Source organism: Robertmurraya korlensis (genome assembly GCF_023715225.1).
Classification (GTDB): domain Bacteria; phylum Bacillota; class Bacilli; order Bacillales; family Cytobacillaceae; genus Robertmurraya_A.
On sequence record NZ_JAMBNS010000001.1, the window covers coordinates 220,350 to 246,727 of the forward strand.

General features: G+C 38.4%; 22 protein-coding genes and 1 other annotated feature. Of the genes, 21 read left to right on the forward strand and 1 reads right to left on the reverse strand.

What is annotated here, in order from left to right:
* Positions 1–73 precede the first annotated feature (73 nt).
* The 16 genes from M3175_RS01160 to yihA all read left to right on the forward strand — a co-directional run bounded on the left by M3175_RS01160 (position 74) and on the right by yihA (position 20,688).
* Entirely contained in the window at positions 74–1,039 is a 966-nt protein-coding gene (locus M3175_RS01160; protein ID WP_251513719.1) for an ABC transporter permease, read from the forward strand.
* 10 nt (positions 1,040–1,049) lie between these two features.
* Positions 1,050–1,967 (forward strand): oligopeptide ABC transporter permease, encoded by a 918-nt coding sequence (gene opp4C / locus M3175_RS01165; RefSeq protein WP_251513720.1) that lies wholly within the window; start codon positions 1,050–1,052, stop codon positions 1,965–1,967.
* Between the two features lie 344 nt (positions 1,968–2,311).
* Entirely contained in the window at positions 2,312–3,217 is a 906-nt protein-coding gene (gene ilvE, locus M3175_RS01170; RefSeq protein WP_251513722.1) for a branched-chain-amino-acid transaminase, read from the forward strand.
* 8 nt (positions 3,218–3,225) lie between these two features.
* Positions 3,226–3,471: a binding site (T-box leader), on the forward strand.
* A gap of 98 nt (positions 3,472–3,569) precedes the next feature.
* Positions 3,570–5,285: an acetolactate synthase large subunit gene (ilvB, locus tag M3175_RS01175; protein ID WP_251513724.1), complete on the forward strand. Its 1,716-nt coding sequence runs from the start codon at positions 3,570–3,572 to the stop codon at positions 5,283–5,285.
* Complete coding sequence (ilvN, locus tag M3175_RS01180; RefSeq protein ID WP_251513726.1) at positions 5,282–5,800, forward strand: acetolactate synthase small subunit; 519 nt, start codon at positions 5,282–5,284, stop codon at positions 5,798–5,800. The genes ilvB and ilvN overlap by 4 nt, the downstream gene beginning before the upstream one ends.
* A gap of 35 nt (positions 5,801–5,835) precedes the next feature.
* On the forward strand, positions 5,836–6,858 hold the full coding sequence (gene ilvC, locus M3175_RS01185) for a ketol-acid reductoisomerase (protein ID WP_251513728.1): 1,023 nt from the start codon (positions 5,836–5,838) through the stop codon (positions 6,856–6,858).
* Entirely contained in the window at positions 6,845–8,368 is a 1,524-nt protein-coding gene (locus M3175_RS01190; protein WP_251513730.1) for a 2-isopropylmalate synthase, read from the forward strand. Before ilvC ends, M3175_RS01190 begins: the two co-directional genes overlap by 14 nt.
* Before the next feature lie 31 nt (positions 8,369–8,399).
* Positions 8,400–9,512, forward strand: coding sequence for a 3-isopropylmalate dehydrogenase (gene leuB, locus M3175_RS01195; RefSeq protein ID WP_251513732.1), 1,113 nt, complete (start codon positions 8,400–8,402; stop codon positions 9,510–9,512).
* A 73-nt stretch (positions 9,513–9,585) separates the two neighbouring features.
* Complete coding sequence (gene leuC, locus M3175_RS01200) at positions 9,586–10,998, forward strand: 3-isopropylmalate dehydratase large subunit (RefSeq protein ID WP_251513734.1); 1,413 nt, start codon at positions 9,586–9,588, stop codon at positions 10,996–10,998.
* Between the two features lie 16 nt (positions 10,999–11,014).
* On the forward strand, positions 11,015–11,605 hold the full coding sequence (gene leuD, locus M3175_RS01205) for a 3-isopropylmalate dehydratase small subunit (protein ID WP_251513735.1): 591 nt from the start codon (positions 11,015–11,017) through the stop codon (positions 11,603–11,605).
* Between the two features lie 97 nt (positions 11,606–11,702).
* Entirely contained in the window at positions 11,703–12,734 is a 1,032-nt protein-coding gene (locus M3175_RS01210; protein WP_251513737.1) for a tetratricopeptide repeat protein, read from the forward strand.
* Positions 12,735–12,870: 136 nt separating this feature from the next.
* Positions 12,871–14,154 carry a trigger factor gene (gene tig / locus M3175_RS01215; protein WP_251513738.1) on the forward strand — a complete coding sequence of 428 codons (1,284 nt, stop codon included), beginning with the start codon at positions 12,871–12,873 and terminating at the stop codon, positions 14,152–14,154.
* A 375-nt stretch (positions 14,155–14,529) separates the two neighbouring features.
* On the forward strand, positions 14,530–15,795 hold the full coding sequence (gene clpX / locus M3175_RS01220) for an ATP-dependent protease ATP-binding subunit ClpX (RefSeq protein WP_251513740.1): 1,266 nt from the start codon (positions 14,530–14,532) through the stop codon (positions 15,793–15,795).
* Between the two features lie 135 nt (positions 15,796–15,930).
* On the forward strand, positions 15,931–17,598 hold the full coding sequence (gene lonB, locus M3175_RS01225) for an ATP-dependent protease LonB (protein WP_251513742.1): 1,668 nt from the start codon (positions 15,931–15,933) through the stop codon (positions 17,596–17,598).
* A 184-nt stretch (positions 17,599–17,782) separates the two neighbouring features.
* The gene (lon, locus tag M3175_RS01230) at positions 17,783–20,110 is read left to right on the forward strand and encodes an endopeptidase La (RefSeq protein ID WP_251513744.1); all 2,328 of its coding nucleotides are present in this window, start codon (positions 17,783–17,785) and stop codon (positions 20,108–20,110) included.
* Positions 20,107–20,688, forward strand: coding sequence for a ribosome biogenesis GTP-binding protein YihA/YsxC (gene yihA / locus M3175_RS01235; RefSeq protein WP_251513746.1), 582 nt, complete (start codon positions 20,107–20,109; stop codon positions 20,686–20,688). The genes lon and yihA overlap by 4 nt, the downstream gene beginning before the upstream one ends.
* Before the next feature lie 43 nt (positions 20,689–20,731).
* Here the strand turns inward: yihA and M3175_RS01240 are convergent, their stop codons facing one another.
* The gene (locus M3175_RS01240) at positions 20,732–21,217 is read right to left on the reverse strand and encodes a LiaI-LiaF-like domain-containing protein (RefSeq protein WP_251513748.1); all 486 of its coding nucleotides are present in this window, start codon (positions 21,215–21,217) and stop codon (positions 20,732–20,734) included.
* Positions 21,218–21,468: 251 nt separating this feature from the next.
* On the opposite strand from M3175_RS01240, the gene hemA reads away from it, so the two are divergent.
* From hemA to hemB, 5 genes are read left to right on the forward strand one after another with little or no spacing between them, the layout of a single operon-like run.
* The gene (gene hemA, locus M3175_RS01245) at positions 21,469–22,815 is read left to right on the forward strand and encodes a glutamyl-tRNA reductase (RefSeq protein WP_251513750.1); all 1,347 of its coding nucleotides are present in this window, start codon (positions 21,469–21,471) and stop codon (positions 22,813–22,815) included.
* 14 nt (positions 22,816–22,829) lie between these two features.
* Entirely contained in the window at positions 22,830–23,663 is an 834-nt protein-coding gene (locus tag M3175_RS01250; RefSeq protein ID WP_119709290.1) for a cytochrome C assembly family protein, read from the forward strand.
* 23 nt (positions 23,664–23,686) lie between these two features.
* Positions 23,687–24,622, forward strand: coding sequence for a hydroxymethylbilane synthase (gene hemC, locus M3175_RS01255; RefSeq protein ID WP_251513753.1), 936 nt, complete (start codon positions 23,687–23,689; stop codon positions 24,620–24,622).
* Complete coding sequence (locus tag M3175_RS01260; protein ID WP_251513755.1) at positions 24,619–25,404, forward strand: uroporphyrinogen-III synthase; 786 nt, start codon at positions 24,619–24,621, stop codon at positions 25,402–25,404. The genes hemC and M3175_RS01260 overlap by 4 nt, the downstream gene beginning before the upstream one ends.
* On the forward strand, positions 25,401–26,378 hold the full coding sequence (hemB, locus tag M3175_RS01265; RefSeq protein ID WP_251513757.1) for a porphobilinogen synthase: 978 nt from the start codon (positions 25,401–25,403) through the stop codon (positions 26,376–26,378). Before M3175_RS01260 ends, hemB begins: the two co-directional genes overlap by 4 nt.

The window sequence follows — 26,378 nt, forward strand, 5'->3', positions numbered from 1 at the left end:
TGAATAGAGAAAAGAGTGATCGGTAATTATGCCGCGCTCTTTTCTTATTCTGTAAGAATGGAGGGGGATACCGGTGTATAAGTATATAATTCGAAGATTACTAATTTTTATCCCTATGCTCTTTGTACTAACTATCTTCGTGTTTGGTCTAATACAAGCTGCTCCAGGTGATCCGATTACCGGGAAAAATTTTGATCCCAATATTGATCCTGAGGTTTTCGAAAGACAAAAAGAAGCTCTTGGACTTAATGACCCCATTCATGTCCAATATTGGAATTGGGTAACAAAAGTTATGCAGGGGGACTTCGGGGAATCGTATATTTTTAAAGGCCGAGACGTTTCTGAATTAATCGGTGAAAGAATTGGAAATACATTTTATTTAGGTATTTTCACGCTTTTTATAACGATTATTGTATCCATTCCAATCGGGATATACTCAGCAAAAAAACCGTACTCTATCCTTGATTATGGTGCAACAACCTTTGGATTTTTTGGCTTAGCTGTACCCAATTTCTTTTTTGGTTTAGTGGCCATTTACGTTTTTTCTATTAAGCTTGGTTGGTTACCTTCACAAGGTTCTGTTTCAAGCCCAGGATTAACAGGCATAGAATTATTTCTTGATAAGCTGCAACATTTAATCTTACCAGGATTAACACTAGGGTTAGCAGGGACCGCCTCTTACATGAGATTTATGCGTTCGGAAGTGCTTGATGTGTTAGCAAGTGACTACATTCGTACTGCTCGTGCAAAAGGGATGACTAATCGAAACGTATTGTACAAACATACTTTACGAAATGCAATGATTCCGATTATTACTTTACTAGGTTTCGAAGTTGGGATACTACTTAGCGGTGCAGTTATCACTGAAGGAGTATTTCAGTATCCGGGAATTGGAACATTGTTCTTAAGTTCTATTGGAAATCGTGACTATCCTGTCATTATGGCCATTAATCTAATGTTAGGATTTTTCATTCTCCTCGGGAATTTATTAGCTGATATTTTCTACAGTATTGTTGACCCACGAATCCGCTACGATTGAGGTGAGAAATATGGAACTAAAACAGCAGGAAGCGATGGATACAAACATAGAGGTACCTGTTAAACCAGATAAAGGAAATAGTCCTTTTCGAATCGCATTAAAACGATTCTTGAAAAATAAGCTCGCTGTCATGGGAGTCTTTGTGTTATTAGCAATCATTTTAGCTGTCACCTTTGCACCGTTATTAACAGAGCACAGTCCTACTAAGTCAAATCTCTTATTAATTGAACGCCCCCCAAGTGAAGAGCATCCATTAGGAAACGATAGTTCAGGACGTGATAATCTATCGAGACTCCTGTATGGAGGAAGAATTTCACTTATTGTTGGATTTAGTGCGATGATATTTACTCTCATCATTGGAGTAACACTTGGTTCTATAGCTGGGTATTATGGTGGTAAGATTGATGCAATTATCATGCGTGCAGCTGACATGATGCTGGTATTACCTTTCCTCGTTCTTTGTTTAACCATTGTCGCCATATTGGAAAGAGTGAACGTTGGGATATTTGTAGCTATTATTGCCATCACTTCATGGCCAAACTTAACAAGAATTATTAGAGGTACATATTTATCGCTTCGAGAACAGGAATTTGTTCTGGGTGCTAAAGCGATTGGGGCAAGTGATTTTAGAATAATATTTAAGCATTTTATTCCAAATGCTATTGGTCCAATCGTGGTAAATGCGACATTAATGATGGCTACGTATATCATTATTGAATCGGGTCTTAGCTTTATTGGTTTTGGAATTCCTCAGCCTACGCCAACTTGGGGAAATATGATTTCTGAGGCCCAAAGTTTACGTATTTTACGAAATAGTCCTGAAGCATGGATACCGCCAGGACTAGCAATCTTAACGACTGTTTTATGTATTAACTTTATAGGAGATGGTTTGAGAGACGCGTTTGATCCTAAAAGTAATAGAAGATAAATAAAGAGTCTACTGAATCATTCAGTAGGCTTCTTTCATTTTTTACTAGAGATGGAAAAAGAAATATGAAGTATTTTTTAAAATTTTTTTAAAATTTGAATTTGTTATTATATCAACATTGTAAGCGGATACAACTAAATTGACTAATCTAAATTATCAAACAATTCGAAAAAATGGGGTTGACGAGTAAATGAAATGGGCGTAAGATAGTCCTCAAATATACAAATCATTTGAAATATTCAAAAGAAAAACAAAGGGTAAAAACGAGGGATTTTTCAAAAAAATTTTTGTAATTATTTTATCCATTTAAAGCGGTTTAACTTAAATGCAAAGAGGTGTATTTCGTGTCTGAACAATGGATTTTTTTAAATGGCGAATATGTTACAAAAGAGAACGCCAAAATTTCAGTATACGATCATGGGTTTTTATACGGAGACGGTATCTTTGAAGGAATTCGAGTATACAGCGGTAACGTCTTCCGAATGAAGGAACATATGGACCGACTATACCGTTCAGCCAAGTCAATTATGTTGAATGTACCATACTCACAAGATGAGTTCACAGATATTATCGTCGCTACAGTTGAGAAAAATAAAATTGAAGATGCTTATATTCGCGTGGTAGTTTCTAGAGGTGTTGGTGACCTCGGGCTTGACCCAAATAAATGTGCTAAAGCGAATGTGGTTGTAATTGTAGAACCACTTTCGATCTTCCCAAAAGAATTATACGAAACAGGATTAGAAATTGTGACTGTTGCAACAAGAAGAAACAGACCTGATGTACTTAGTCCAAAAGTAAAATCACTAAATTATTTAAATAACGTGCTAGTTAGAATTGAAGCACATCTTGCTGGTGTTAGTGAAGCATTAATGCTTAATGACCAAGGGTATGTTGCTGAAGGATCTGCTGATAATGTGTTTATTATCCGCGAGGGTTGTTTCTATACACCTCCAGGGTATATTGGAGCACTTGAAGGGATTACAAGAAACGCCGTTATCGATATTGTAAAAGAGTTAGGCTATGAACTTAAAGAAGAACCATTTACAAGACATGATGTTTATACTGCTGATGAAGTGTTCCTTACAGGAACAGCTGCAGAAGTTATTGCGGTAATTAAGGTAGATGGCAGAGTCATTGGTGATGGTACTCCAGGTGCACTTACGAAGGAGTTATTAGTGAAGTTTAGAGAACGTGTCGTTTCTGAAGGTGTGAAAGTGTACTCCAAGGAAGCAACACCACATGTAAGCTAAGTAAATAAGGAAAAGCGTTGATAAGGAAAAGTAGTTTCATGAAACATTCCTACAGAGAGCCGGGGTAGCTGGAAGCCGGTGGAAATGACATGAAATGAACTCACCTTTGAGCACTGTCTTGAAAATCTACAGTAAAGGCAGTCGAGTGTCAGACACTCGTTATCAAAACGATCCAATTGTGATCATGAGCGCACGCATACGCGTGAACAAGGGTGGTACCGTGGATAGGTTTCTCAAGCCTTTCCATCCCTTTAGCCTAGGGTGTAGTAGGCAAAGTAGGGGATGGGGAGGCTTTTTATAATGTTAATTTGTTAGATTATCTAACAAGATTTGAAATAGGGAGGGTCAACAAATGTTGCAAGAAACTGCCTTTACGAAAATGAAGGCTGAAAACGAACCGATTAGTGGTGCAGAATTAATGCTTGAAGCACTAAAGAAGGAGCAAGTAGAGGTAATATTTGGATATCCCGGAGGGGCAGTTCTCCCAATTTACGATAAGCTCTATGATTCTAAGATTCTACACATACTCCCTCGCCATGAACAAGGTGGGATTCATGCAGCAGAAGGTTATTCTCGAGTAACAGGAAAACCGGGTGTTGTAATCGCAACATCAGGACCAGGTGCAACAAATATTATTACTGGGTTAGCTGATGCGATGATGGACTCCTTACCGTTAGTTGTCTTTACAGGGCAGGTGGCAACCGGAGTGATCGGAACAGATGCTTTCCAAGAGGCGGATATACTGGGGATTACGACTCCCATAACTAAATATAATTATCAGGTTCGTAGCATCGAAGATATTCCTAGAATTGTGAAAGAGGCATTCTACGTGGCCACAAGCGGACGCCCAGGACCAGTATTAATCGATATTCCTAAAGATATTGCTGCTGGTACGGCAAATGTTCCTGAAGAGCAAGAAATTGTTCTACCAGGTTATCAGCCAACTGTTCAACCGAATTATCTTCAGATTAGAAAGCTAACCGAAGCTGTCAGTAGAGCGAAGAAGCCAGTTATTCTAGCAGGTGCAGGAATTCTCTTTTCAGAAGGTTATGAAGAGTTGAAGCAATACGCTGAGCAACAAAGTCTTCCAGTCGTGCACACGCTGTTAGGACTTGGAGGCTTTCCTGCTGAACATCCTTTATTCGCTGGACTTGCAGGGATGCATGGGTGCTATACCGCAAATATGGCACTATATGAATGTGATTTACTCATCAATATTGGAGCTAGGTTTGATGACCGCCTAACAGGAAACCTGCAACATTTTGCTCCAAACGCTACCGTTGCTCATATTGATATTGATCCTGCAGAAATCGGTAAAAATGTTCAAACACATATCCCGGTTGTAGCGGATGCAAAAGAAGCATTAAAGCAGCTAATCTCTCAAGAAGGTAAGCCTCCGGTTCACCAAGAATGGTTGGACACGCTAAATGCTTGGAAGAAAGAGTACCCTTATTTTTATAAAGAAGATGATCGCTTAAAGCCACAAAAAGTGATGGAAATGCTTTATGAGAAAACAAAAGGTGAAGCGATTGTCGTAACAGACGTTGGTCAACACCAGATGTGGGCTGCACAATACTATAAGTTTTCTAAGGCAAACCGTTGGGTAACTTCAGGTGGACTTGGAACAATGGGCTTTGGTTTACCTGCTAGCATCGGTGCACAATTGGCGTCACCAGAATCGATTGTGTTATCGATCTCAGGAGATGGTGGATTCCAAATGTGTACGCAAGAATTGGCTGTTATAAGAGAACAAAATCTTCCTATTAAAATTATCATCCTTAACAACTCTTCGTTAGGAATGGTAAGACAGTGGCAAGAGATATTCTATGAATCTCGTTTCTCTCACAGTAAATTCTCTAGCCAACCTGATTTCGTAAAGTTGGCTGATGCCTTTGGAATCAAAGGGTATCTCATTGAAGATGAAGCACAAGCTGAAACAATTTTTAATGAAGTACTAACAAATAATGAGCCAGTATTACTAGATATTCGCATTGATCCAGACGAAAATGTCTATCCAATGATCGCTCCTGGTAAAGGACATCATGAAATGGTAGGTGTCAAACCATGAAAAGAATTATAACTTTAACAGTAATGAATCGCCCAGGTGTGTTAAATCGTATTACGAATCTCTTTTCAAAAAGAAATTATAATATCGAAAGCATTTCTGTAGGATATTCAGAGCAGGAAGGAATGTCTCGCATCACTTGTGTTGTTCATGTTGATAATGATGGTGTGCTTGAACAAATAACGAAACAGTTAAATAAGCAAATCGACGTAATCAAGGTGATGGATATTACAGAGCAATCTATTGTCGCAAGAGAACTAGCATTGATTAAAGTAGTATCAAACTCTTCGACGAGAAATGAGATTTATTCCTTAATACAGCCGTTTCGAGCATCGGTTATTGACGTAAGCAAGGACAGCTTGGTTATTCAGCTTACTGGTGAATCAGATAAAGTCGAAGCGTTTATCGAATTAATTAAGCCATATGGAATTAAAGAATTGGCAAGAACAGGGACAACCGCTTTCCTAAGAGGGACACAAAAACCTTCTCAAGCGATAAAACCATATTCAATTGTTTAAACTAAAAAACTTACTAATGAGAGGAAGAAATAAAAATGGCAAAAATGTACTATAACGGAGACGCAAATCAATCATATCTAAATGGGAAAAAGGTAGCAGTTATCGGATACGGTTCACAAGGTCATGCTCATGCACAAAACATGAGAGAGAGCGGTGTTGATGTTGTTATTGGATTAAGACAAGGAAAGTCTTGGGAAAAGGCTGAAAAAGATGGTTTCAATGTATATCCAGTAGGCGAAGCAACAGCTCAAGCAGATGTAGTTATGATTTTATTACCAGATGAAATGCAACCAAAAGTATATAAGGAAGAGATTGAACCAAATTTATCAAATCAAGCATTAATGTTTGCTCACGGTTTCAATGTTCACTTTAGCCAAATCGTACCACCAGCTACAAGCGATGTATTATTAGTAGCTCCTAAAGGCCCAGGTCACCTAGTAAGAAGAACATACGAGCAAGAAGCTGGAGTACCTGCATTATTTGCAATCTATCAAGATGTAACAGGTACAGCGAAAGAGCTTGCTTTAGCATATGCTTGGGCAATTGGATCTCTAAGAGCTGGTGCTTTAGAAACAACATTTAAAGAAGAAACTGAAACAGATTTATTCGGAGAGCAAGCAGTTCTTTGTGGAGGATTAACTTCATTAGTTAAGGCTGGTTTCGAAACATTGGTTGAAGCAGGTTACCAACCTGAACTTGCTTACTTCGAGTGCTTACACGAATTGAAGCTAATCGTTGACTTAATGTACGAAGGTGGAATGGAAAATATGCGTTACTCCATCTCTGATACTGCACAATGGGGAGACTTCGTAAGTGGACCAAGAGTAGTTGACGCTCGCGTAAAAGAATCAATGAAAGAGGTTCTAAAAGACATTCAGGAAGGTAAATTCGCTAAAGGCTGGATCCTTGAAAACCAAGCGAATCGTCCAGAATTCAACGCAATCGTTCAAAGAGAAAATAGTCATTTAATCGAAAAAGTTGGTCGCGAGTTACGTGCTATGATGCCTTTTGTCAATAAGGACAAAAAGAAAGAAGTGGTCGTTAGTGCGACGAATTAAAATATTTGATACAACATTGAGGGATGGGGAGCAATCTGCGGGAGTAAATTTAAACCAAACAGAAAAGCTCGAAATTGCTAGACAGCTGGAAAAACTTCATGTCGATATTATCGAAGCAGGTTTTCCAGCTGCTTCTAAAGGTGATTTTACTTCAGTACAGCAAATTGCTAATACAATTAAAGACTGCTCTGTGACGGGGTTAGCAAGAGCAGTTACTTCTGATATTGACGCAGCGTGGGAGGCATTGAAGAACGGGGTAGAACCAAGATTACACGTCTTCATTGCTACATCTCCCATTCACAGACAATATAAATTGAAGTTAAGTCAAGATGAGGTTGTTGAGAGAGCTGTTCAAATGGTGAAATACGCTGCACAGAAGTTTCCTGTTATTCAGTGGTCAGCTGAGGATGCATGTCGTACGGAGTTGCCTTTCTTAGCTCGAATTATTGAAGAAGTGATCCAAGCAGGTGCGAATGTCATTAACATTCCTGATACGGTTGGTTACATTACTCCAAAAGAGTACGGTGAAATTTTTCAATATTTGCACAACAATGTTCCTTCTATTCATAAAGTCTCGTTATCGGCTCACTGTCATGATGATTTAGGAATGGCTATTGCTAATTCACTAGCTGCAGTTGAAAATGGGGCGACACAGGTCGAGGGAACGATCAATGGAATTGGTGAAAGAGCTGGGAATGCAGCACTAGAAGAATTAGCAGTAGCTCTTCATATACGCAAAGATTATTATGATGCGGACACAAGACTACAATTGAAAGAAATTAGCCGAACAAGTAGTTTAATTAGCAAGTTAACTGGTATGGTTGTACCAGCTAATAAAGCAGTTGTTGGTAGAAATGCCTATGCTCATGAATCTGGAATTCATCAGGATGGTGTTTTAAAGGAAAAGTCAACGTATGAGATTATTTCTCCAGAACTAGTTGGCTTCCAATCTAACACATTAGTTCTTGGAAAGCACTCAGGAAGACACGCTTTTAGAAATCGATTAGATGAACTTGGGTTAACAGTTGCAGATGAGGATGTCACTCAATTATTTACTGTCTTTAAAGAACTAGCTGATAGGAAAAAAGAGATGACAGATGAAGACCTTGCAGCAATTGTACTTGAGCAAAAGTTATCTAAGGATGAGCGTTTTTACGAGCTACTGGCGATCCAAGTACAATATGGAACGAATCAAATACCTACAGCTACCGTGACTTTGTCAGGAAATCAAAATGAGATCATTCAAGAGGCTTGTACGGGAAGTGGCAGCATTGAAGCATTATATAATACGTTGGAAAAATGCGTGAATGGCAGTGTCCATTTACTTGACTACCGAATCCAGTCTGTTGGAGCGGGTAGAGATGCATTAGCCCAAGTGTTTGTAAAGCTTAAATTTAATGGAGAAGAAACAAGCGGTCGAGGATTGGCTCAAGATGTTCTTGAAGCATCAGCCAAAGCATACTTAAATGCGGTGAATCGTGTAATATACATGGCTGCAGTGACCGTTTAATACATGTACATTTTAATGGAGGGGAAACAAGATGAAGAAGCAGATTGCAGTGCTACCCGGAGACGGAATTGGCAAAGAAGTAACTAAAGGTGCGGTGGATGTACTGCAGGCTATTGGTGATAGATTTGGTCATCAATTTGAATTTACGTATGGACATATTGGTGGAGTAGCTTATGAAGTAACAGGGAGTCCACTTCCAGATGAGACAGTTGAACTATGTAAGCAAAGTGATGCTGTACTTTTAGGTGCGGTCGGGGGACCAAAGTACGATGCTTTGCCTGTACATCTTCGTCCAGAGAGAGGATTACTTAAGATTCGTAAAGAACTTGACCTTTATGCGAACTTGCGCCCAACTACTTTTTACGCGAGTCTAGCTGATTCATCACCCCTTCGCAAAGAAATTATTCAAGATGTTGATATGCTAATGGTTCGTGAATTAACAGGTGGATTATATTTTGGTAAGCCGAGTGAGCGTCGAACTGTGGATGAGAAAGAGGCAGTGGTTGATACTCTTTTTTATAAACGTGACGAAATGGTTAGAGTTATTGAATTAGCCTTCCAACTAGCGGACAAACGAGGCAAGAAGGTTACATCTGTTGATAAAGCGAATGTTTTAGAATCAAGCAGAATGTGGAGAGAAGTAGCTGAGGAAGTGGCAAAACGCTATCCAGCGGTAAAACTTGAGCATATGCTTGTAGATAATGCAGCGATGCAATTAATTAAAAATCCAAAGAGTTTTGATGTTGTTGTTACTGAGAATTTATTTGGGGACATTTTAAGCGATGAAGCTTCTGTATTAACGGGATCTCTAGGAATGCTTCCATCAGCTAGTTTATCTGAAAATGGACCGTACTTATATGAACCAATTCATGGGTCTGCTCCTGATATTGAAGGGAAAAATATTGCGAATCCTTTAGCGGCTATTCTTTCAGCTGCAATGATGCTTAGAGTAACGTTTGGTCTTGAAGAAGAAGCAGCTGCTGTTGAAAAAGCGGTTGATGAAGTATTACATGCTGGATTGCGTACAAAAGATATTTTATCAGAAGGAAAAAGAGCGGTGTCTACGTCAGAAATGGTAGCAGAAGTAAAAGCATGTATTTTAGGCCATGAAACGATTTCAAGTATTATGGGTGCATACGCATAAATTCTGGCTAACAATGAATATCTAAACGACACGGCCTATCGCGCCGTGTCTCTTTTAAAAAGGAGGTATAATGATGGGGAAATCAATAATTGAAAAGATTTGGGATTACCATGTTGTACAGAAAGAAGAAGGGAAACCAGACTTACTCTACATTGATTTACATTTAGTTCATGAAGTTACTTCTCCACAAGCATTTTCAGGACTAAGAATGAAAGGTAGAAAGGTTCGTCGTCCGGATCGAACTTTTGCTACGATGGATCACAATGTGCCAACTGTAAATAGAAAGCAAATCAACGATGCGGTGGCAAAGAATCAAATGACGACACTTGAAAAAAATTGTCATGAATTTGGTGTTCCTTTAGCTGATTTAGATAGCCCTGACCAAGGGATCGTCCATGTTATCGGCCCAGAGCTAGGGTTAACTCAGCCTGGAATGACTATTGTTTGTGGAGATAGTCATACTTCTACACATGGTGCGTTTGGTGCACTAGCATTCGGAATTGGTACAAGCGAAGTGGAGCATGTTCTTGCCACACAAACTCTTTGGCAATCAAAGCCGAAAACTTTAAGGCTTGAAATTAACGGAAAACTTTCAAGCGGGGTTACAGCGAAGGATGTTATTCTTTATGTCCTTTCGAAATATGGCGTTCAGTTTGGAACAGGTTATGTTATAGAGTATTGCGGAGATGTAATTGAAAGCCTCTCAATGGAAGAAAGAATGACCATTTGTAATATGTCCATTGAAGGTGGAGCTAGAGCAGGGTTAGTAGCTCCAGATGAAACGACATTCTCGTATCTAAAAGGAAGAAAATTTGCACCGTCAAAAGAAGAGTTCGATAGATATGTAGAGCATTGGAGTGCTTTTACATCTGATCATGACGCAAGATTTGATCGAGAAATTGTAATTGATGGTTCTGATATTTCACCTATGGTTAGCTGGGGGACAAATCCAGCAATGACAGCTAAAATAGAAGACGCTATTCCAACAATTGCAGATTACGAGACAGACATTGACAAGAGCTCACTTGAAAGAGCATTACAGTATATGGGCCTAAATCAAGGGCAAAAAATCGAAGACATTAAGATTCAGCATGTCTTTATTGGGTCTTGTACAAATTCAAGAATTGAAGATATCCGTAAAGCAGCAGAAGTTGTAAAGGGACAGAAGGTACATCCTAGTGTACGTGCACTAGTGGTTCCAGGATCTCAAGGAGTCAAGCTGCGAGCTGAAGAGGAAGGTTTACATCAAATCTTTATTGATGCTGGGTTTGAGTGGAGAGAATCAGGTTGTAGTATGTGCTTAAGTATGAACGATGACGTCGTTCCACCTGGAGAACACTGTGCTTCTACTTCTAATCGTAATTTTGAAGGCAGACAAGGAGCGGGAGCTCGAACTCACCTTGTTAGTCCGGCAATGGCAGCAGCAGCAGCACTTTATGGTCATTTTGTTGATATTAGAAAATTAACTCCTGCAGAAGTACGATAAGGAGGGAGGAAAAATAATGTTTACTATTTTTGAAGGCGAAGCCGTTGCACTAGATCGTGCACATGTAGATACGGATCAAATTATCCCAAAGCAATTTTTAAAAAGAATTGAGAAAACAGGATTTGGAAAATATTTATTTTTCGACTGGAGATATAACAGTGATGGCTCTGATAACCCTGAGTTTGAATTGAATCACCCGTCCAAGAAAAATGCTTCCATTCTTATTGCGAATGAAAACTTTGGATGTGGATCATCAAGAGAGCATGCTCCATGGGCCCTGTTAGATTATGGCTTTAAAGTAGTTATCGCACCATCATTTGCTGATATCTTTCACCAAAACTGCCTGAAAAACGGGATGCTTCCCATTGCATTAGATGAAGAAAAAGTGAAGGTGTTATTAGAAAAAGGGAAAAATCCAAGTTATAAATTAAAAATTGATCTAGAAAACCAAACAATAAGTGATGCTGAAGGTCTTTCAGAGTCTTTCGAGGTTTCTTCTTATTGGAAAAAAATGCTGATCAATGGCTGGGACGAGATTGAAATTACCCTTCAATTAGACGAGCAAATTAATAACTATGAAAACAACAGAGCATTGTTAACAAAGTAAATGAATGGTCACAGCACTAGCTGTGGCCATTTATTATTTTGTTTTTATAGTAGATTCTGCTAAACTTACCTCAGGTTAAGAATAAGGGGTATGGTAGATGAAAAAAAGGGAACGGGCTCGTAAAGACGGAAACGTAGTGTTTTTCCCCCATTTAGAAAAGAGGCTTTTCGAAAAAGGGTTAGATTTTATTCAAAGAAAGCAATTTAGAGAAGCATTGCCATATTTTGAAGAAGCAAAAAAACATGATCCGGAAAACAGTGATATTTGGTTTGCTTTAGTTCTGGCTTATTATGAATCCGGTGCATATGAAAAGGCAAAAGAATATACTGAAGAAATGCTCAGGGTAGGTATAGGAGAGTATTTCCAAACGGTGGATATGCTTATAATGGTTCTTGTTCAGCTACAAGAATACAATCGTGTCGTACATACCATAGAGGTTCTATTTGAGGAACATGAAGTTCCAGTTGAAAAATACGACCATTTTAAAAGACTGCTCGATTTTAGTAGAAGAATGGTTGATGCAAAAGAAGAAGAACAGTTAATAGAACCTGAATATGAAAAGGAAGTCGCTCCCCAATCGTTAAATTTATTCGATCCAAAGGATGAAAAGGAGCTATTGTTACAAGTGGCTAACCTTGCACATCAAAATATTCAACCTGTCCTAGGGGAAATACGAAACTATCTTCAGTCTAGTGATGGCCAACCTTTTATTAAAACGATGCTCTTACATGTACTTAAAGAACATCAATATCATGACCAAGTTACGGTGACTAAGCTAAGTTCGTCTATGGAGGTAACCCCTAAGGAGCTTTACGATTTGAGGGAGCATCCACAAAAGATAGAGGTTTCAAAGATTTTAGCGGAACAACTTGAACAAGAGAATCCCACGTTACTCGAACAAGCCATTAGTTTAATAGACCGACATCTATTTATATTGTACCCATTTCATTACCCTACGAGTGATATGAGAGCACTTGCTGCCGCTTATCATATACTAGTTTTGATGTTTTTCGCACAGGACTATACGATTGAGGAAATGAGTGATGTTTATCAGTCATCACAACAAGATATTGAAACATTATTACGATATATACAAGAAATTGAAGAATTTTCTTATCCTATTATTTAGTCTAGGATGTTGAAACGAATGCAACCTATGTTATAATGTAGTGGTTGTAATAACTGTATATTAAAAACAAGCTTACATATTCATCTAAATTAAGTAACGAATGAAAATGTAAATAGATTTTGGAGGGAAAGTTCGTATGTCTGTGAAGTTTGAAAAACTAGAAGGGAACCAAGGGGTTCTTACAGTTGAAGTAGATGCAGCAAAGGTTAATGAAGGATTAGACGCTGCATTCAAAAAAGTAGTAACAAAAGTTAATGTACCTGGTTTCCGTAAAGGGAAAATGCCTCGTGCAATGTTTGAAAAGCGTTTTGGAATTGAGTCTTTATATCAAGATGCAATTGATATTCTTCTTCCAGAAGCGTATGCAAACGCAGTTGAAGAATCAGGTATTGATCCAGTTGATCGCCCTGAAATCGATGTAGAGCAAATTGAAAAAGGCAAGAGCTTTATCTTCAAGGCAACTGTTACAGTTAAGCCTGAAGTAAAGCTTGGGGAATACAAAGGACTTGAAGTAGAAAAAGTTGAAACAGAAGTTACTGACGAGGATGTTGCTAACGAGTTAAAAACTCTTCAAGAACGTCAAGCTGAGCTTGTAGTAAAAGAAGAAGGCAAAGCTGAAAATGGAGATACAGTAGTAATGGACTTTGAAGGTTTCGTTGATGGTGAAGCTTTTGAAGGCGGAAAAGCTGAGAACTACTCACTTGAGTTAGGTTCAGGTCAATTTATTCCTGGTTTCGAAGAGCAATTAGTTGGTCTAGCTGCTGGAGAAGAAAAAGATGTAGAAGTTTCTTTCCCAGAAGAATACCATGCTACTGAGCTTGCTGGTAAGCCTGCAGTATTCAAAGTGAAAATCCATGAAGTAAAAGGAAAAGAACTTCCTGAGCTTGATGATGAGTTTGCAAAAGATGTGGATGAAGAAGTTGAAACACTTGAAGCGTTAAAAGAGAAGATTAAGAATCGTTTAGTAGATTCTAAAAAGCATGAAGCTGAGCATCACGTACGTGACACAGTTGTTGACAAGGCAGCTGCAAATGCTGAGATTGATCTTCCAGCTGTTATGATCGATACGGAAGTTGATCGCATGATGCAAGAATTCGAACAACGTTTACAAATGCAAGGTATGAACCTTGAATTATACTTCCAGTTCTCTGGCCAAGATGAAAATGCTCTGCGTGAGCAAATGAAAGAAGAAGGCGAAAAGCGTGTACGTGTAAGCCTAACTCTTGAGGCAATTGCGGCTGCAGAAAATCTTGAAGTATCAGAAGAAGATGTAGATGCAGAATTAACTAAAATGGCTGAAATGTATAATATGACTGTTGACAACATTAAAGCTGCATTAGGAAATGTAGATGGAATTAAGGGTGACCTTAAAGTAAGAAAAGCTGTTGAATTCCTAGTAGAAAACAGCAAAACTGTTTAAATCATATCATAAAAAATGAACAAGGCGCGATTGAATCGTGCCTTGTTTTATACAATTTACATACTTATAAAATCAGGTATCATGACATATACATAACTAATACAGAAAATGAAGTTTTTAAAGATTTAGTAAAAACTTCCGATTTAACTTTAGAATTTATGGTTAAGATTAACTAGTACATATTTATTTACTTTTGCAGATATGAAAATGTTTTCCTTTTCAAGAGTTATCATTTCCTGTCCACCTAGTAAATGTGATACAATGCAATACATAACTATTGATAACAATTGAATAAAGAATACTTGTACGTAAAGATAAAACAATGATATCTGCAGCAAATTATGTGTTTTAGACGCTTTTCAAGGGGTGAAGAAATTGTTTAAATTTAATGATGAAAAAGGACAATTAAAGTGTTCCTTCTGTGGTAAAACACAAGACCAAGTTCGAAAACTAGTTGCAGGTCCAGGTGTGTATATATGTGACGAGTGTATCGAATTATGTACTGAAATTGTGGAAGAAGAACTGGGAACTGAAGAGGAAGTAGAATTTAAGGATGTTCCGAAGCCAAAGGAGATCCGCGATATTTTAGATGAGTACGTAATTGGTCAGGATCAAGCAAAGAAGAACTTATCGGTTGCTGTTTATAACCATTATAAGCGTATCAATTCAAACAGCAAAATTGATGAAGTTGAGCTTTCAAAAAGTAATATAGCAATGATCGGACCTACAGGTAGTGGAAAAACGCTTCTTGCACAAACATTAGCAAGAATTTTAAATGTTCCTTTTGCTATTGCTGATGCCACATCTCTTACTGAGGCTGGTTACGTAGGTGAAGATGTTGAAAATATTCTACTAAAGCTTATTCAAGCAGCAGACTATGATGTTGAAAAGGCTGAAAAAGGAATCATCTATATTGATGAAATCGATAAGATTGCTCGCAAATCTGAAAATCCATCCATTACTAGAGATGTTTCTGGTGAAGGAGTTCAGCAAGCTCTACTAAAAATCCTTGAAGGAACAGTGGCAAGTGTACCTCCTCAAGGCGGTAGAAAGCATCCACATCAAGAATTCATACAAATTGATACTACTAACATTTTATTTATATGTGGTGGAGCATTTGATGGTATCGAACCAATTATTAAAAGACGTCTGGGTCAAAAGGTAATCGGTTTTGGATCAGATGTGAAAAAGAAAGAAGTAGAAGATAAAGATCTACTTTCTAAGGTATTGCCAGAAGACCTTTTACGCTTCGGATTAATTCCTGAATTTATTGGTCGTCTTCCAGTTATTGCGAGTCTATCACCGTTAGATGAAGACGCATTAATCGAAATTTTAACGAAGCCGAAAAATGCTCTCGTAAAACAATACCAAAAAATGCTTGAACTAGACGATGTAGAGCTAGACTTTGAAGAAGATGCTCTAAAGGAAATCGCGAAAAAAGCAATTGAACGTAAAACGGGTGCTCGTGGACTTCGTTCGATCATTGAAGGAATTATGCTTGACGTAATGTTTGATCTTCCTTCAAGAGAAGATATTACCAAGTGTATCATTACGAAAGAGACCGTAGTTGATAACGGTGTACCAAAATTAATCCTTAAAGATGGAAGTATTCTTGAAGAAGAACGCAAAACATCTGCATAATATAAAGAAGAACCGTAGCAATGACTACGGTTCTTTTTTGCTCTCAAAAGTAAAATACATCAATCTTTGTTTATTCCCCTCTGCAGAAGGAGATACTAGCTTATAACTACTACGAAAAGTGCAGGAGGGAATGCAATGAGTTGGACGGGTATTGCCTTATTTATTCAGTTGTTTTTTGGCATCGTTATTGGACTCTATTTTTGGAACTTATTAAGAAGTCAACGGACACAAAAGGTGTCCATTGATAGGGAATCAAAAAAAGAAATGGACCAATTAAGAAAAATGAGATCCATTTCATTAACCGAGCCACTTTCAGAGCGTGTGAGACCGAGTACTTTTGATGATATTGTTGGTCAAGAGGACGGAATCAAATCGTTAAAAGCTGCACTATGTGGTCCGAATCCTCAACATGTGATCATTTATGGACCACCTGGAGTAGGAAAAACGGCTGCTGCTCGACTTGTTTTAGAGGAAGCAAAGAAAAATGCCAAATCTCCATTCCAATCTTCTTCTGTATTTATTGAGTTAGATGCAACGACAGCTAGGTTTGATGAGAGAGGGATTGCTGATCCTCTTATCGGATCTGTTCATGACCCTATTTATCAGGGTGCAGGAGCAATGGGACAAGCTGGAATTCCGCAACCAAAGCAAGGTGCAGTAACAAATGCGCATGGTGGTGTACTATTCATTGATGAAATCGGTGAACTTCATTCGATTCAAATGAACAAGCTTTTAAAAGTACTAGAAGATCGTAAAGTATTTTTAGAGAGTGCTTATTATAGTGAGGAGAATACGCAAATACCGACGCATATACATGATATATTTAAAAATGGATTACCAGCAGATTTTCGATTGATTGGTGCTACAACGAGAACACCAAGTGAGATTCCACCAGCAATTCGCTCTAGATGTATGGAAGTGTTTTTCAGGGAGTTAAGTAGGGAAGAAATCTCTTCCATTGCAGAAAAGGCAGCAGAAAAAGTAAAGTTGAAAATTGGTAAAAAAGGTATAGATACACTTGCATCATATGCTAGAAATGGTCGAGAGGCAGTAAATATGATCCAAATATCTGCGGGGCTTGCGATTACTGAGGACAGAGATTTTATAAGAGATGAAGACATTGAATGGGTAATTCAATCCAGTCAATTAACACCAAGAATGGAACAAAAAATTATGTCCTCCTCTACCATTGGACTTGTAAATGGCTTAGCTGTATATGGGCCAAACTCGGGAGCATTACTTGAAATAGAAGTAACGGTTATTCCTACAAAAGAAAAAGGTTCCATAAATATTACAGGCATAGTTGAGGAAGAGAGCATAGGTGGGCAAGGAAAATCAATAAGAAGAAAAAGTATGGCAAAAGGTTCAATAGAGAATGTTATAACTGTACTTCGTTCGATGGGAGTTCCAGCTGATGAATTTGATATTCACGTCAACTTTCCAGGTGGAGTTCCGATTGATGGACCATCTGCAGGGATTGCGATGGCAACAGGTATTTACTCAGCTATTTACAAGCATCCAATTGACCATACGGTTGCTATGACGGGTGAAATTAGCATTCATGGAAATGTAAAGCCGATTGGTGGAGTATATCCTAAGGTAAAAGCTGCGAAAAAAGCTGGAGCTAGTAAAGTCATTATTCCTAAAGAGAATATCCAATCAATGCTTTACGAGATTAAGGATATTGAGATCATCCCAGTTAGCCATTTGTCTGAGGTGTTCGAACATGCACTATTAAAGGAATACGCAAATGAAGAAGTAATCACAGCATCTATGCAAATATCAAAAAAAGAAAGTATTTAATGGAATGTAAAATAGAACTTCGGTTTGCAGTTTTAAGGAGCCGGGGTTTTTTGTTGGAAGCCAACGCTTTCGCCATAGGATTAAGATTATTGCTTGTAATTAGACACTACAGGTTAAATACGATAGAATTGTACAAAGAATTCCTTTATAAAGAGGGAAAGAAAGCATTTGGAGGTGCAAGGTAATGGCGAAAAAGACAGAAATCATTGTCCCCCTCCTGCCACTTCGAGGTTTACTTGTTTATCCGACAATGGTTTTACACTTGGATGTCGGAAGAGAAAAATCAGTTCAGGCTCTCGAGAAGGCAATGGTAGATGACAGTTTAATCTTTTTAACAACACAGAAGGAAGTTTCGATTGACGAACCTCTTGAAGATGACTTGTATAAGATGGGAACACTTACGAAGGTCAAGCAAATGCTCAAGCTTCCAAACGGTACGATTCGAGTACTTGTTGAAGGCTTAAAGCGAGCAGAGATTGTTACTTTTTTTGAAGAAGACGATCACTATTCTGTTGAAATAAAAACATACGAGGACCCAGTTGAAAAAGATGCGGAATCACAAGCGTTAATGCGAACAATGCTTGATTATTTTGAGCAGTACATAAAGATGTCTAAGAAAATCTCGGCAGAAACCTTCTCAACAGTCACGGATATAGAGGAACCAGGTAGAATGGCTGACATTATTTCCTCACATCTTCCTTTAAAACTAAAGGAAAAGCAGGAGATTCTAGAAACGCTCGATGTTAAGGAAAGAATCCAGAAGATCGTAGACATCATTCACAATGAAAAAGAAGTATTGAACCTAGAGAAAAAGATTGGTCAAAGAGTAAAAAAATCTATGGAGCGTACGCAAAAAGAATATTACTTGCGTGAACAGATGAAGGCCATTCAAAAAGAGCTTGGTGATAAGGAAGGTAAGACGGGTGAAGTGAGTGATCTTACTGAAAAAATCGAACAAGCTGGGATGCCAGAGCATGTAAAAGCAACAGCCATGAAGGAGCTAGAAAGATATGAAAAAGTTCCATCGAGCTCTGCAGAAAGTGCGGTTATCCGTAACTATATCGAATGGCTTTTGGCGATTCCTTGGTCTAAGGCAACGGAAGATGACCTAGATATTCATAAGGCGGAAAAAGTATTAAATAATGACCACTACGGCCTTGAAAAAGTGAAGGAAAGGGTTCTTGAATACTTAGCTGTTCAACAAATGACGAACTCATTGAAAGGGCCTATTCTTTGTTTAGCTGGGCCTCCGGGCGTCGGAAAAACAAGTTTAGCTCGTTCGATTGCGACATCATTAAATAGAAATTTTGTGAGAATTTCTCTTGGTGGGGTAAGAGATGAGTCCGAAATTAGAGGACACAGACGTACGTATGTAGGGGCTATGCCTGGTAGAATTATCCAAGGGATGAAAAAAGCAGGAACGATCAACCCTGTCTTCCTACTCGATGAAATTGATAAGATGTCAAGTGATTTCCGTGGTGATCCATCAGCTGCTATGCTTGAGGTACTTGATCCGGAACAGAATCATAACTTCAGTGATCACTATATCGAGGAAACATATGACTTGTCCAAAGTAATGTTTATTGCTACTGCGAATAATTTGGCAACCATTCCTGGTCCGCTTAGAGATCGGATGGAAATTATTACGATTGCTGGGTATACAGAGCTTGAGAAAATTCATATTGCAAAGGATCACTTGCTACCGAAACAAACAAAGGAGCATGGTTTAACGAAAGCTCAGTTACAAATTCGAGAAGATGGCATCCAGAAAATTGTCCGTTACTACACAAGAGAAGCTGGTGTAAGAAGTCTTGAACGACAGTTAGCGACCATTTGCAGAAAAACAGCTAAGATTATCGTTTCTGGCGAAAAGAAAAAAGTCATCGTTTCTGAAAAAAATGTAGACGAATTTTTAGGAAAGCCAACCTTTCGTTATGGTCAAGCAGAACTTGAGGATCAAGTAGGCGTAGCAACTGGCCTTGCTTATACAACAGTGGGTGGAGATACTCTTCAAATCGAGGTGTCGTTGTCTCCGGGAAAAGGGAAGCTCATACTAACAGGTAAGCTTGGCGACGTGATGAAGGAGTCTGCTCAAGCAGCATTTAGTTATATTCGTTCGAAAGCTGAGGAACTTGGAATTGATCCAGACTTTCATGAGAAAAATGATATCCATATCCATGTCCCAGAAGGAGCGGTTCCGAAGGACGGACCTTCTGCCGGAATTACAATGGCAACGGCTTTGGTCTCAGCTCTCACAGGGCGTGCCATCCGTAAAGAAGTTGGTATGACAGGTGAAATTACGTTACGTGGCCGAGTGCTACCAATAGGGGGCTTAAAAGAGAAATCTTTAAGTGCTCATCGAGCGGGATTAACTAAAATCATTTGTCCAAAGGATAACGAAAGAGATATTGATGATATTCCTGAAAGTGTTCGTGAAGAATTACAGTTTGTTCTCGTGTCACATCTTGACCAAGTGTTAGAGCATGCTTTGACTGGCGGTGCCGATCAATGAAAGTAACAAGCTCTGAAATCGTCATTAGTGCAGTTAAGCCAGATCAGTACCCAGTTGAACCAATCCCTGAATTTGCGCTAGCTGGTCGTTCCAATGTAGGGAAATCATCATTTATTAACAAAATGCTCAATCGAAAAGGATTAGCAAGAATTTCATCAAAGCCTGGTAAAACACAAACACTGAACTTTTATATCGTTAATGAAGTCCTTCATTTTGTTGATGTACCAGGATACGGCTATGCAAAGGTTTCAAAAAAGGAACGGGAAGCATGGGGGAAAATGCTTGAAACGTATTTAACGACGAGAGAGCAACTTAAGGCCGTGTTATTAATTGTTGATTTACGTCACCCTCCAACAGCAGATGATATTATGATGTATGATTTCTTAAAGCATTACGAAATTCCATGCATTGTGATTGCCACAAAGGCTGATAAAATTTCTAAAACAAAAAGAGCACAGCATTTGAAAATCACAAAAGAAAAGCTTGAATTACACCCGCATGATACGATTATTCAGTTTTCTTCTGAAACAGGAGAAGGAAAAGATAAAGCGTGGGCAACGATTGAAAGCTATATGTAGTGTAAAACCGTCAGAATAAAGTGTCTGACGGTTTTTTTGGTAGTTATTTTTTTCGAATAAAGAGTAAATAAAAGCCGATTATTACCAACACTACCGGCCAAGACTTCCAAGCAATCGATACCGTGTTTTCGAGAATACCGAGCCATGAGGTGATTTTATCGTAAAATAAAAGCAATAACGCGAGTACAAGAAATAATATTCCTTGGAAGAGTCCCGATCGGACCTTCTGGTAACGTAGTAAGAATCCAAGGGCAATAATGAGGATAAACGTTCCAATTTGATTTGGCCATAATTGAAAATGGTTAATAATATGGAAATGAAGACCAAAGCCTGTAAGTATGACACCAGGCAAGATGGCTTCGTAATCCTTTGCCCCATACCCTTGAGAGAGAAAGGAGATTCCAACGATTACTAGCAATGTTGGCCATGTGTAAAACTGTTGGAAAAGAGAGATGTCTGCCTGTTGTAAAAAGAAATAAACACCAAAACCAATAAGGATGATTCCAGGAAAGATTCGTTGATTTTTCATTAGCACCACTTCCAGTAAGGATTACTTGATAATCATTCTAATTTTTGTTACTGTACATATGGAGGCTTGTCGTAAAATGACGAGCAAGCAAGGTTTACCAATTAATTATAATAGCATATTTGCATCACAGTTGATTAATTTTTGTTCACATTTTATTCAAATATAGTCCAATTTCATTTTAATCTACAAAAATGGAACATGGTATAATGACTACAGCAAACATGCAAATATTCTGGGGGGTGTATTTCTGTATGCATATATTAGTGATCGGTCTTAATTATAAAACTGCCCCTGTTGAAATTCGTGAGCGTTTGACATTTAACCCTGAACAGTTAGGGGAAGCAATGAACGCTCTTAAAGAAAAAAAGAGTGTGTTAGAGAATGTGATTGTCTCAACATGTAACCGAACAGAAATTTATGCGGTTGTTGATCAACTACACACTGGCAGATATTATATAAAAGAATTTCTTTCAGAATGGTTTTCGATTGAGCAAAGCGAATTTTCACCATATTTATTTATATACGAACATGACGGTGCAATGGAACACCTATTTAGTGTAACATGCGGATTGAACTCAATGGTATTAGGCGAGACACAAATTCTTGGTCAAGTTCGTACAAGCTTTTTATTAGCTCAGGAAAATGTAGCAGTTGGTACAGTGTTTAACCAGCTTTTCAAGCAAGCAATAACCTTAGCTAAAAAAGCACATTCAGAGACAGATATTGGTGCGAATGCGGTATCGATAAGTTATGCAGCGGTTGAACTAGCGAAGAAAATCTTTGGTTCTTTAAATAAAAAGCATGTGTTAATTCTTGGTGCAGGTAAGATGGGGGAACTTGCCATACAGCATCTACATGCAAACGGAGCTAGCAAGGTAACTGTGATTAATCGCACGTATGAAAAGGCTCAAAATTTAGCTGAACGTTTCGAAGGTGAAGCTAAAACGCTAGAAGAGCTTCAGTGTTCTTTAATTGATGCAGATATTTTAATAAGTTCAACGGGTGCAAAAGAATTTGTTATTACAAAGGATATGATGACTCAAGTAGAAAAGATGCGTAAAGGAAAGCCTTTATTCATGGTTGATATTGCGGTTCCACGTGATTTGGATCCAGCATTAGCTGAGCTTGAGAGTGTCTTCTTATATGATATAGATGATTTGGAGGGAATCGTTGAAGCGAACCTTCAAGAACGAAAACGTGCAGCTGCACAAATTATGATGATGATTGAAGAAGAAATCGTTGACTTTAAACAATGGCTAAATTTACTAGGGGTTGTCCCTATTATTTCTGCTTTACGTGAAAAAGCACTTACGATTCAGTCCGGTACAATGGAAAGCTTAGAACGAAAGCTTCCTCATCTGTCTGACCGTGATTTTAAAGTATTAAATAAACATACGAAAAGTATTATTAATCAAATGCTAAAGGACCCAATCCTTCAAGCAAAGGAATTAGCCGCTCGAAAAGATTCAGAACAAGCGTTAGATTTGTTTGTGAAAATCTTTAACATTGATGAACTTGTAAAAGAGCAACAAGTTCTGAGAGAAGCGGAGCCCAATCGAGTGATTGTAACAAACCAACAGCCTTCCTTTCAATCATAAAAGAGGAGAAGCGAATGTTTGACTACTATATGACGAGGCTGCATGAGCTGACCGTTGTCCTGTATGCTTTCTGCGTGCTCTTATATTTTATTGATTTCTTACACCATAACCGGAAGGCAAATCGTGTTGCCTTCTGGTTACTTGCATTTGTGTGGTTACTTCAAACGATGTTTTTATTTTTGTACATGTTAAAAACCGGACGTTTCCCGGTACTTACCATATTTGAAGGGCTCTATTTTTATGCTTGGGTGTTAATTACTTTATCATTAGGAATCAATCGGTTACTTCGTGTTGATTTCATTGTATTCTTCACAAATGTTTTAGGGTTCATTATTCTAGCTATCCATACGTTTGCTCCAGTGCAATTTGAATCTCATGTGATGGCCGAACAACTCATCTCAGAGCTTTTGTTGATTCACATAACACTTGCGATTCTTTCTTATGGAGCTTTCTCTCTTTCTTTTGTTTTCTCTTTTCTTTATTTGATTCAGTACAATTTACTAAAGAAAAAGAAGTGGGGAGCTAGGCTGTTACGAATTACGGATTTATCAAAACTTGAGCATATGTCATATGTTTTAAATGTCATTGGTGTGCCTATGCTAATGCTAGCAGTCATTTTAGGAATTCAATGGGCATACTTGAAAATTCCTGAGATGTTTTGGTTAGATGCTAAGGTCATTGGCTCTTTCGGTGTACTGATTGCCTATAGCATTTATTTATACTTACGTGTTAGCAAGGAGCTGTACGGAAGATCATTGGCTCTTTGGAATATTGCTTCATTCTTAATTGTTTTGATCAATTTCTTTTTAATAGGCAACTTATCATCCTTCCACTTTTGGTACACTTAAGGATACATACATAGGAGGTTTACATGCGGAAAATTATAGTTGGCTCCAGACGAAGTAAGCTTGCACTTACACAAACAAACTGGGTGATTGACCAGTTGAAGAAATTAGACCCATCCTTTGAATTTGAGGTAAAAGAGATTGTTACGAAGGGGGATAAAATCCTTGATGTAACACTTTCTAAAGTTGGTGGAAAAGGGCTATTTGTTAAGGAAATTGAGCAGGCAATGCTTGATGAGGAAATAGATATGGCGGTACATAGTATGAAGGACATGCCAGCGGTCTTGCCAGAAGGTTTAGTGATTGGTTGTATTCCATTTCGTGAAGATCATCGAGATGCATTAATCTCTAAAAATCACACGCCAGTTAATGAATTAAAGCCAGGTTCTGTTGTTGGAACAAGCAGTCTTCGTCGCAGTGCACAGCTGCTTGCGATTAGACCAGACCTTGAAATAAAGTGGATCCGAGGAAATATTGATACACGATTAGCTAAATTAGAAACGGGAGAATATGATGCGATCATACTTGCTGCAGCTGGCCTTTCCAGAATGGGGTGGGCAAGTGAGGTAGTATCAGAGTTTATTGATGATGAAGTATGTATCCCAGCAGTTGGTCAGGGGGCATTATCGATAGAATGCCGAGAAAGTGATGAACAGCTACTTAACTTATTATCTCAATTTACTTGTGTGAAAACCAAACAAGCAGTGACTGCCGAGAGAGCCTTTCTACAAAAGATGGAAGGTGGCTGTCAGGTCCCGATTGCCGGGTATGCAAAAGTTGAAGAAAACGGTGATATTTCTCTTACAGGGCTTGTCGCAACTCCAGATGGAAAAACCATCTTAAAGGAATCAGCAAGTGGACAAGATCCTGAAAAGCTAGGGGAGCAAGTGGCAGATGCACTGATTGCTAACGGAGGAAAAGCATTAATTGACGCGGTGAAAGTGGAGCTTGATAGTGAATGAGTGATGACTACTCTCTCGATGGAATGAAGGTTCTTGTTCCTCGAGGAAAAAAGCATGCAAAACCATTTTCAGATTTAGTCAAGAAATATGGGGGGATTCCAGTGGAAATCCCTCTTATTTCCTTTCGACCAGTTACTTCAGCCAATCTGGCTATCTTCCTTCATAAAAAACTACATAAATATGATTGGATTATTTTTACTAGTAATGTGACAGTAGAAACCTTCTTTTCTTTTGGGATCAACCGGATCGTCCTTAATCATATACAGATTGCTGCTATTGGTGAAAAAACGGAGGAAGCCTTAGTAAGAAAAGGGGTAACAGTTGACTTTAAGCCAAAAGAATATGTAGCTGAAGCATTTGTGAAAGAATTCTCACCGTATATTAGCGATGGGGCGAATGTTCTAATTCCTAAAGGAAACTTAGCAAGAGAACTTATTTCTACTACCCTTGAAAAAAAGGGAGCACATGTGGATGAACTAGTTATTTATGAAACGTTTTTTCCTGACAGCAGTCGGGATGCATTAGTGAAGGCGCTAACAGAAAAGCAGCTAGATATCATAAGTTTTACTAGTCCTTCGACAGTGGATCATTTTATGGCTGTTGTGAAAGAAATGAATTTATTATCAACTATCGATCATTGCCTGTTCATGTGTATTGGGCCTGTTACTCTTCAACGGGCTAATGCTCTAGGTTTACATGTGGACGCCATGCCAGATACATACACAATTGATCATATGCTACAAAGTATAATGAAAATAATAAGAAAGAGGGAGAACAAATGAATCAATCATTTTCTCGTCACCGCCGTTTACGTTCGTCAGCAACATTACGCACAATGGTTCGCGAAAACCACTTACACCTTGAAGATTTGATATATCCAATTTTTGTTGTAGAAGGCGAAAATATAAAAAATGCCATTCAATCTATGCCAGGGGTTTTTCAATTATCTTTGGATCAATTAAGAACTGAAATGGATGAAATAGCAGCATTGGGGATTACAAGCGTCCTTTTATTTGGAATCCCAAATGAAAAAGATGAGTGTGGTACGGGGGCTTTCCATGATCATGGAATTGTACAGGAAGCGACTCGAGTGATAAAAGAACAATATCCTGATATCGTTGTTATTGCGGACACATGCTTATGTGAATACACTAGTCATGGGCACTGTGGAGTGATCGAAGGTGGTAAAGTTTTAAATGATCCTTCACTGAAATTATTAGCGGATACTGCCGTTAGCCAAGCAAAAGCAGGCGCAGATATTATAGCTCCTTCAAATATGATGGACGGATTTGTTGCGGCCATTAGAGCAGGCTTAGATGAGGCGGGCTTTGAGGATATCCCTATTATGTCTTACGCTGTGAAATATGCTTCTTCTTTTTATGGACCGTTTCGTGAAGCGGCTGAGAGTACACCTCAATTTGGAGATCGTAAAACTTATCAAATGGATCCAGCCAATCGAATGGAAGGTTTAAGAGAAGCGAGTTCAGATGTTCAGGAAGGAGCAGACTTCCTAATTGTGAAGCCTGGAATGCCATACTTGGATATTGTACGTGATATAAAAAATAATTTTCACCTGCCTGTAGTTGTCTATAATGTGAGTGGGGAATATTCAATGGTTAAAGCTGCGGCTCAAAACGGGTGGATTGATGAAAAAAATATTGTAATGGAAATGCTAACTGGTATGAAAAGAGCAGGTGCGGACCTTATTATCACTTATCATGCCAAAGATGCAGCAAGATGGTTAAAAGAAAACTAA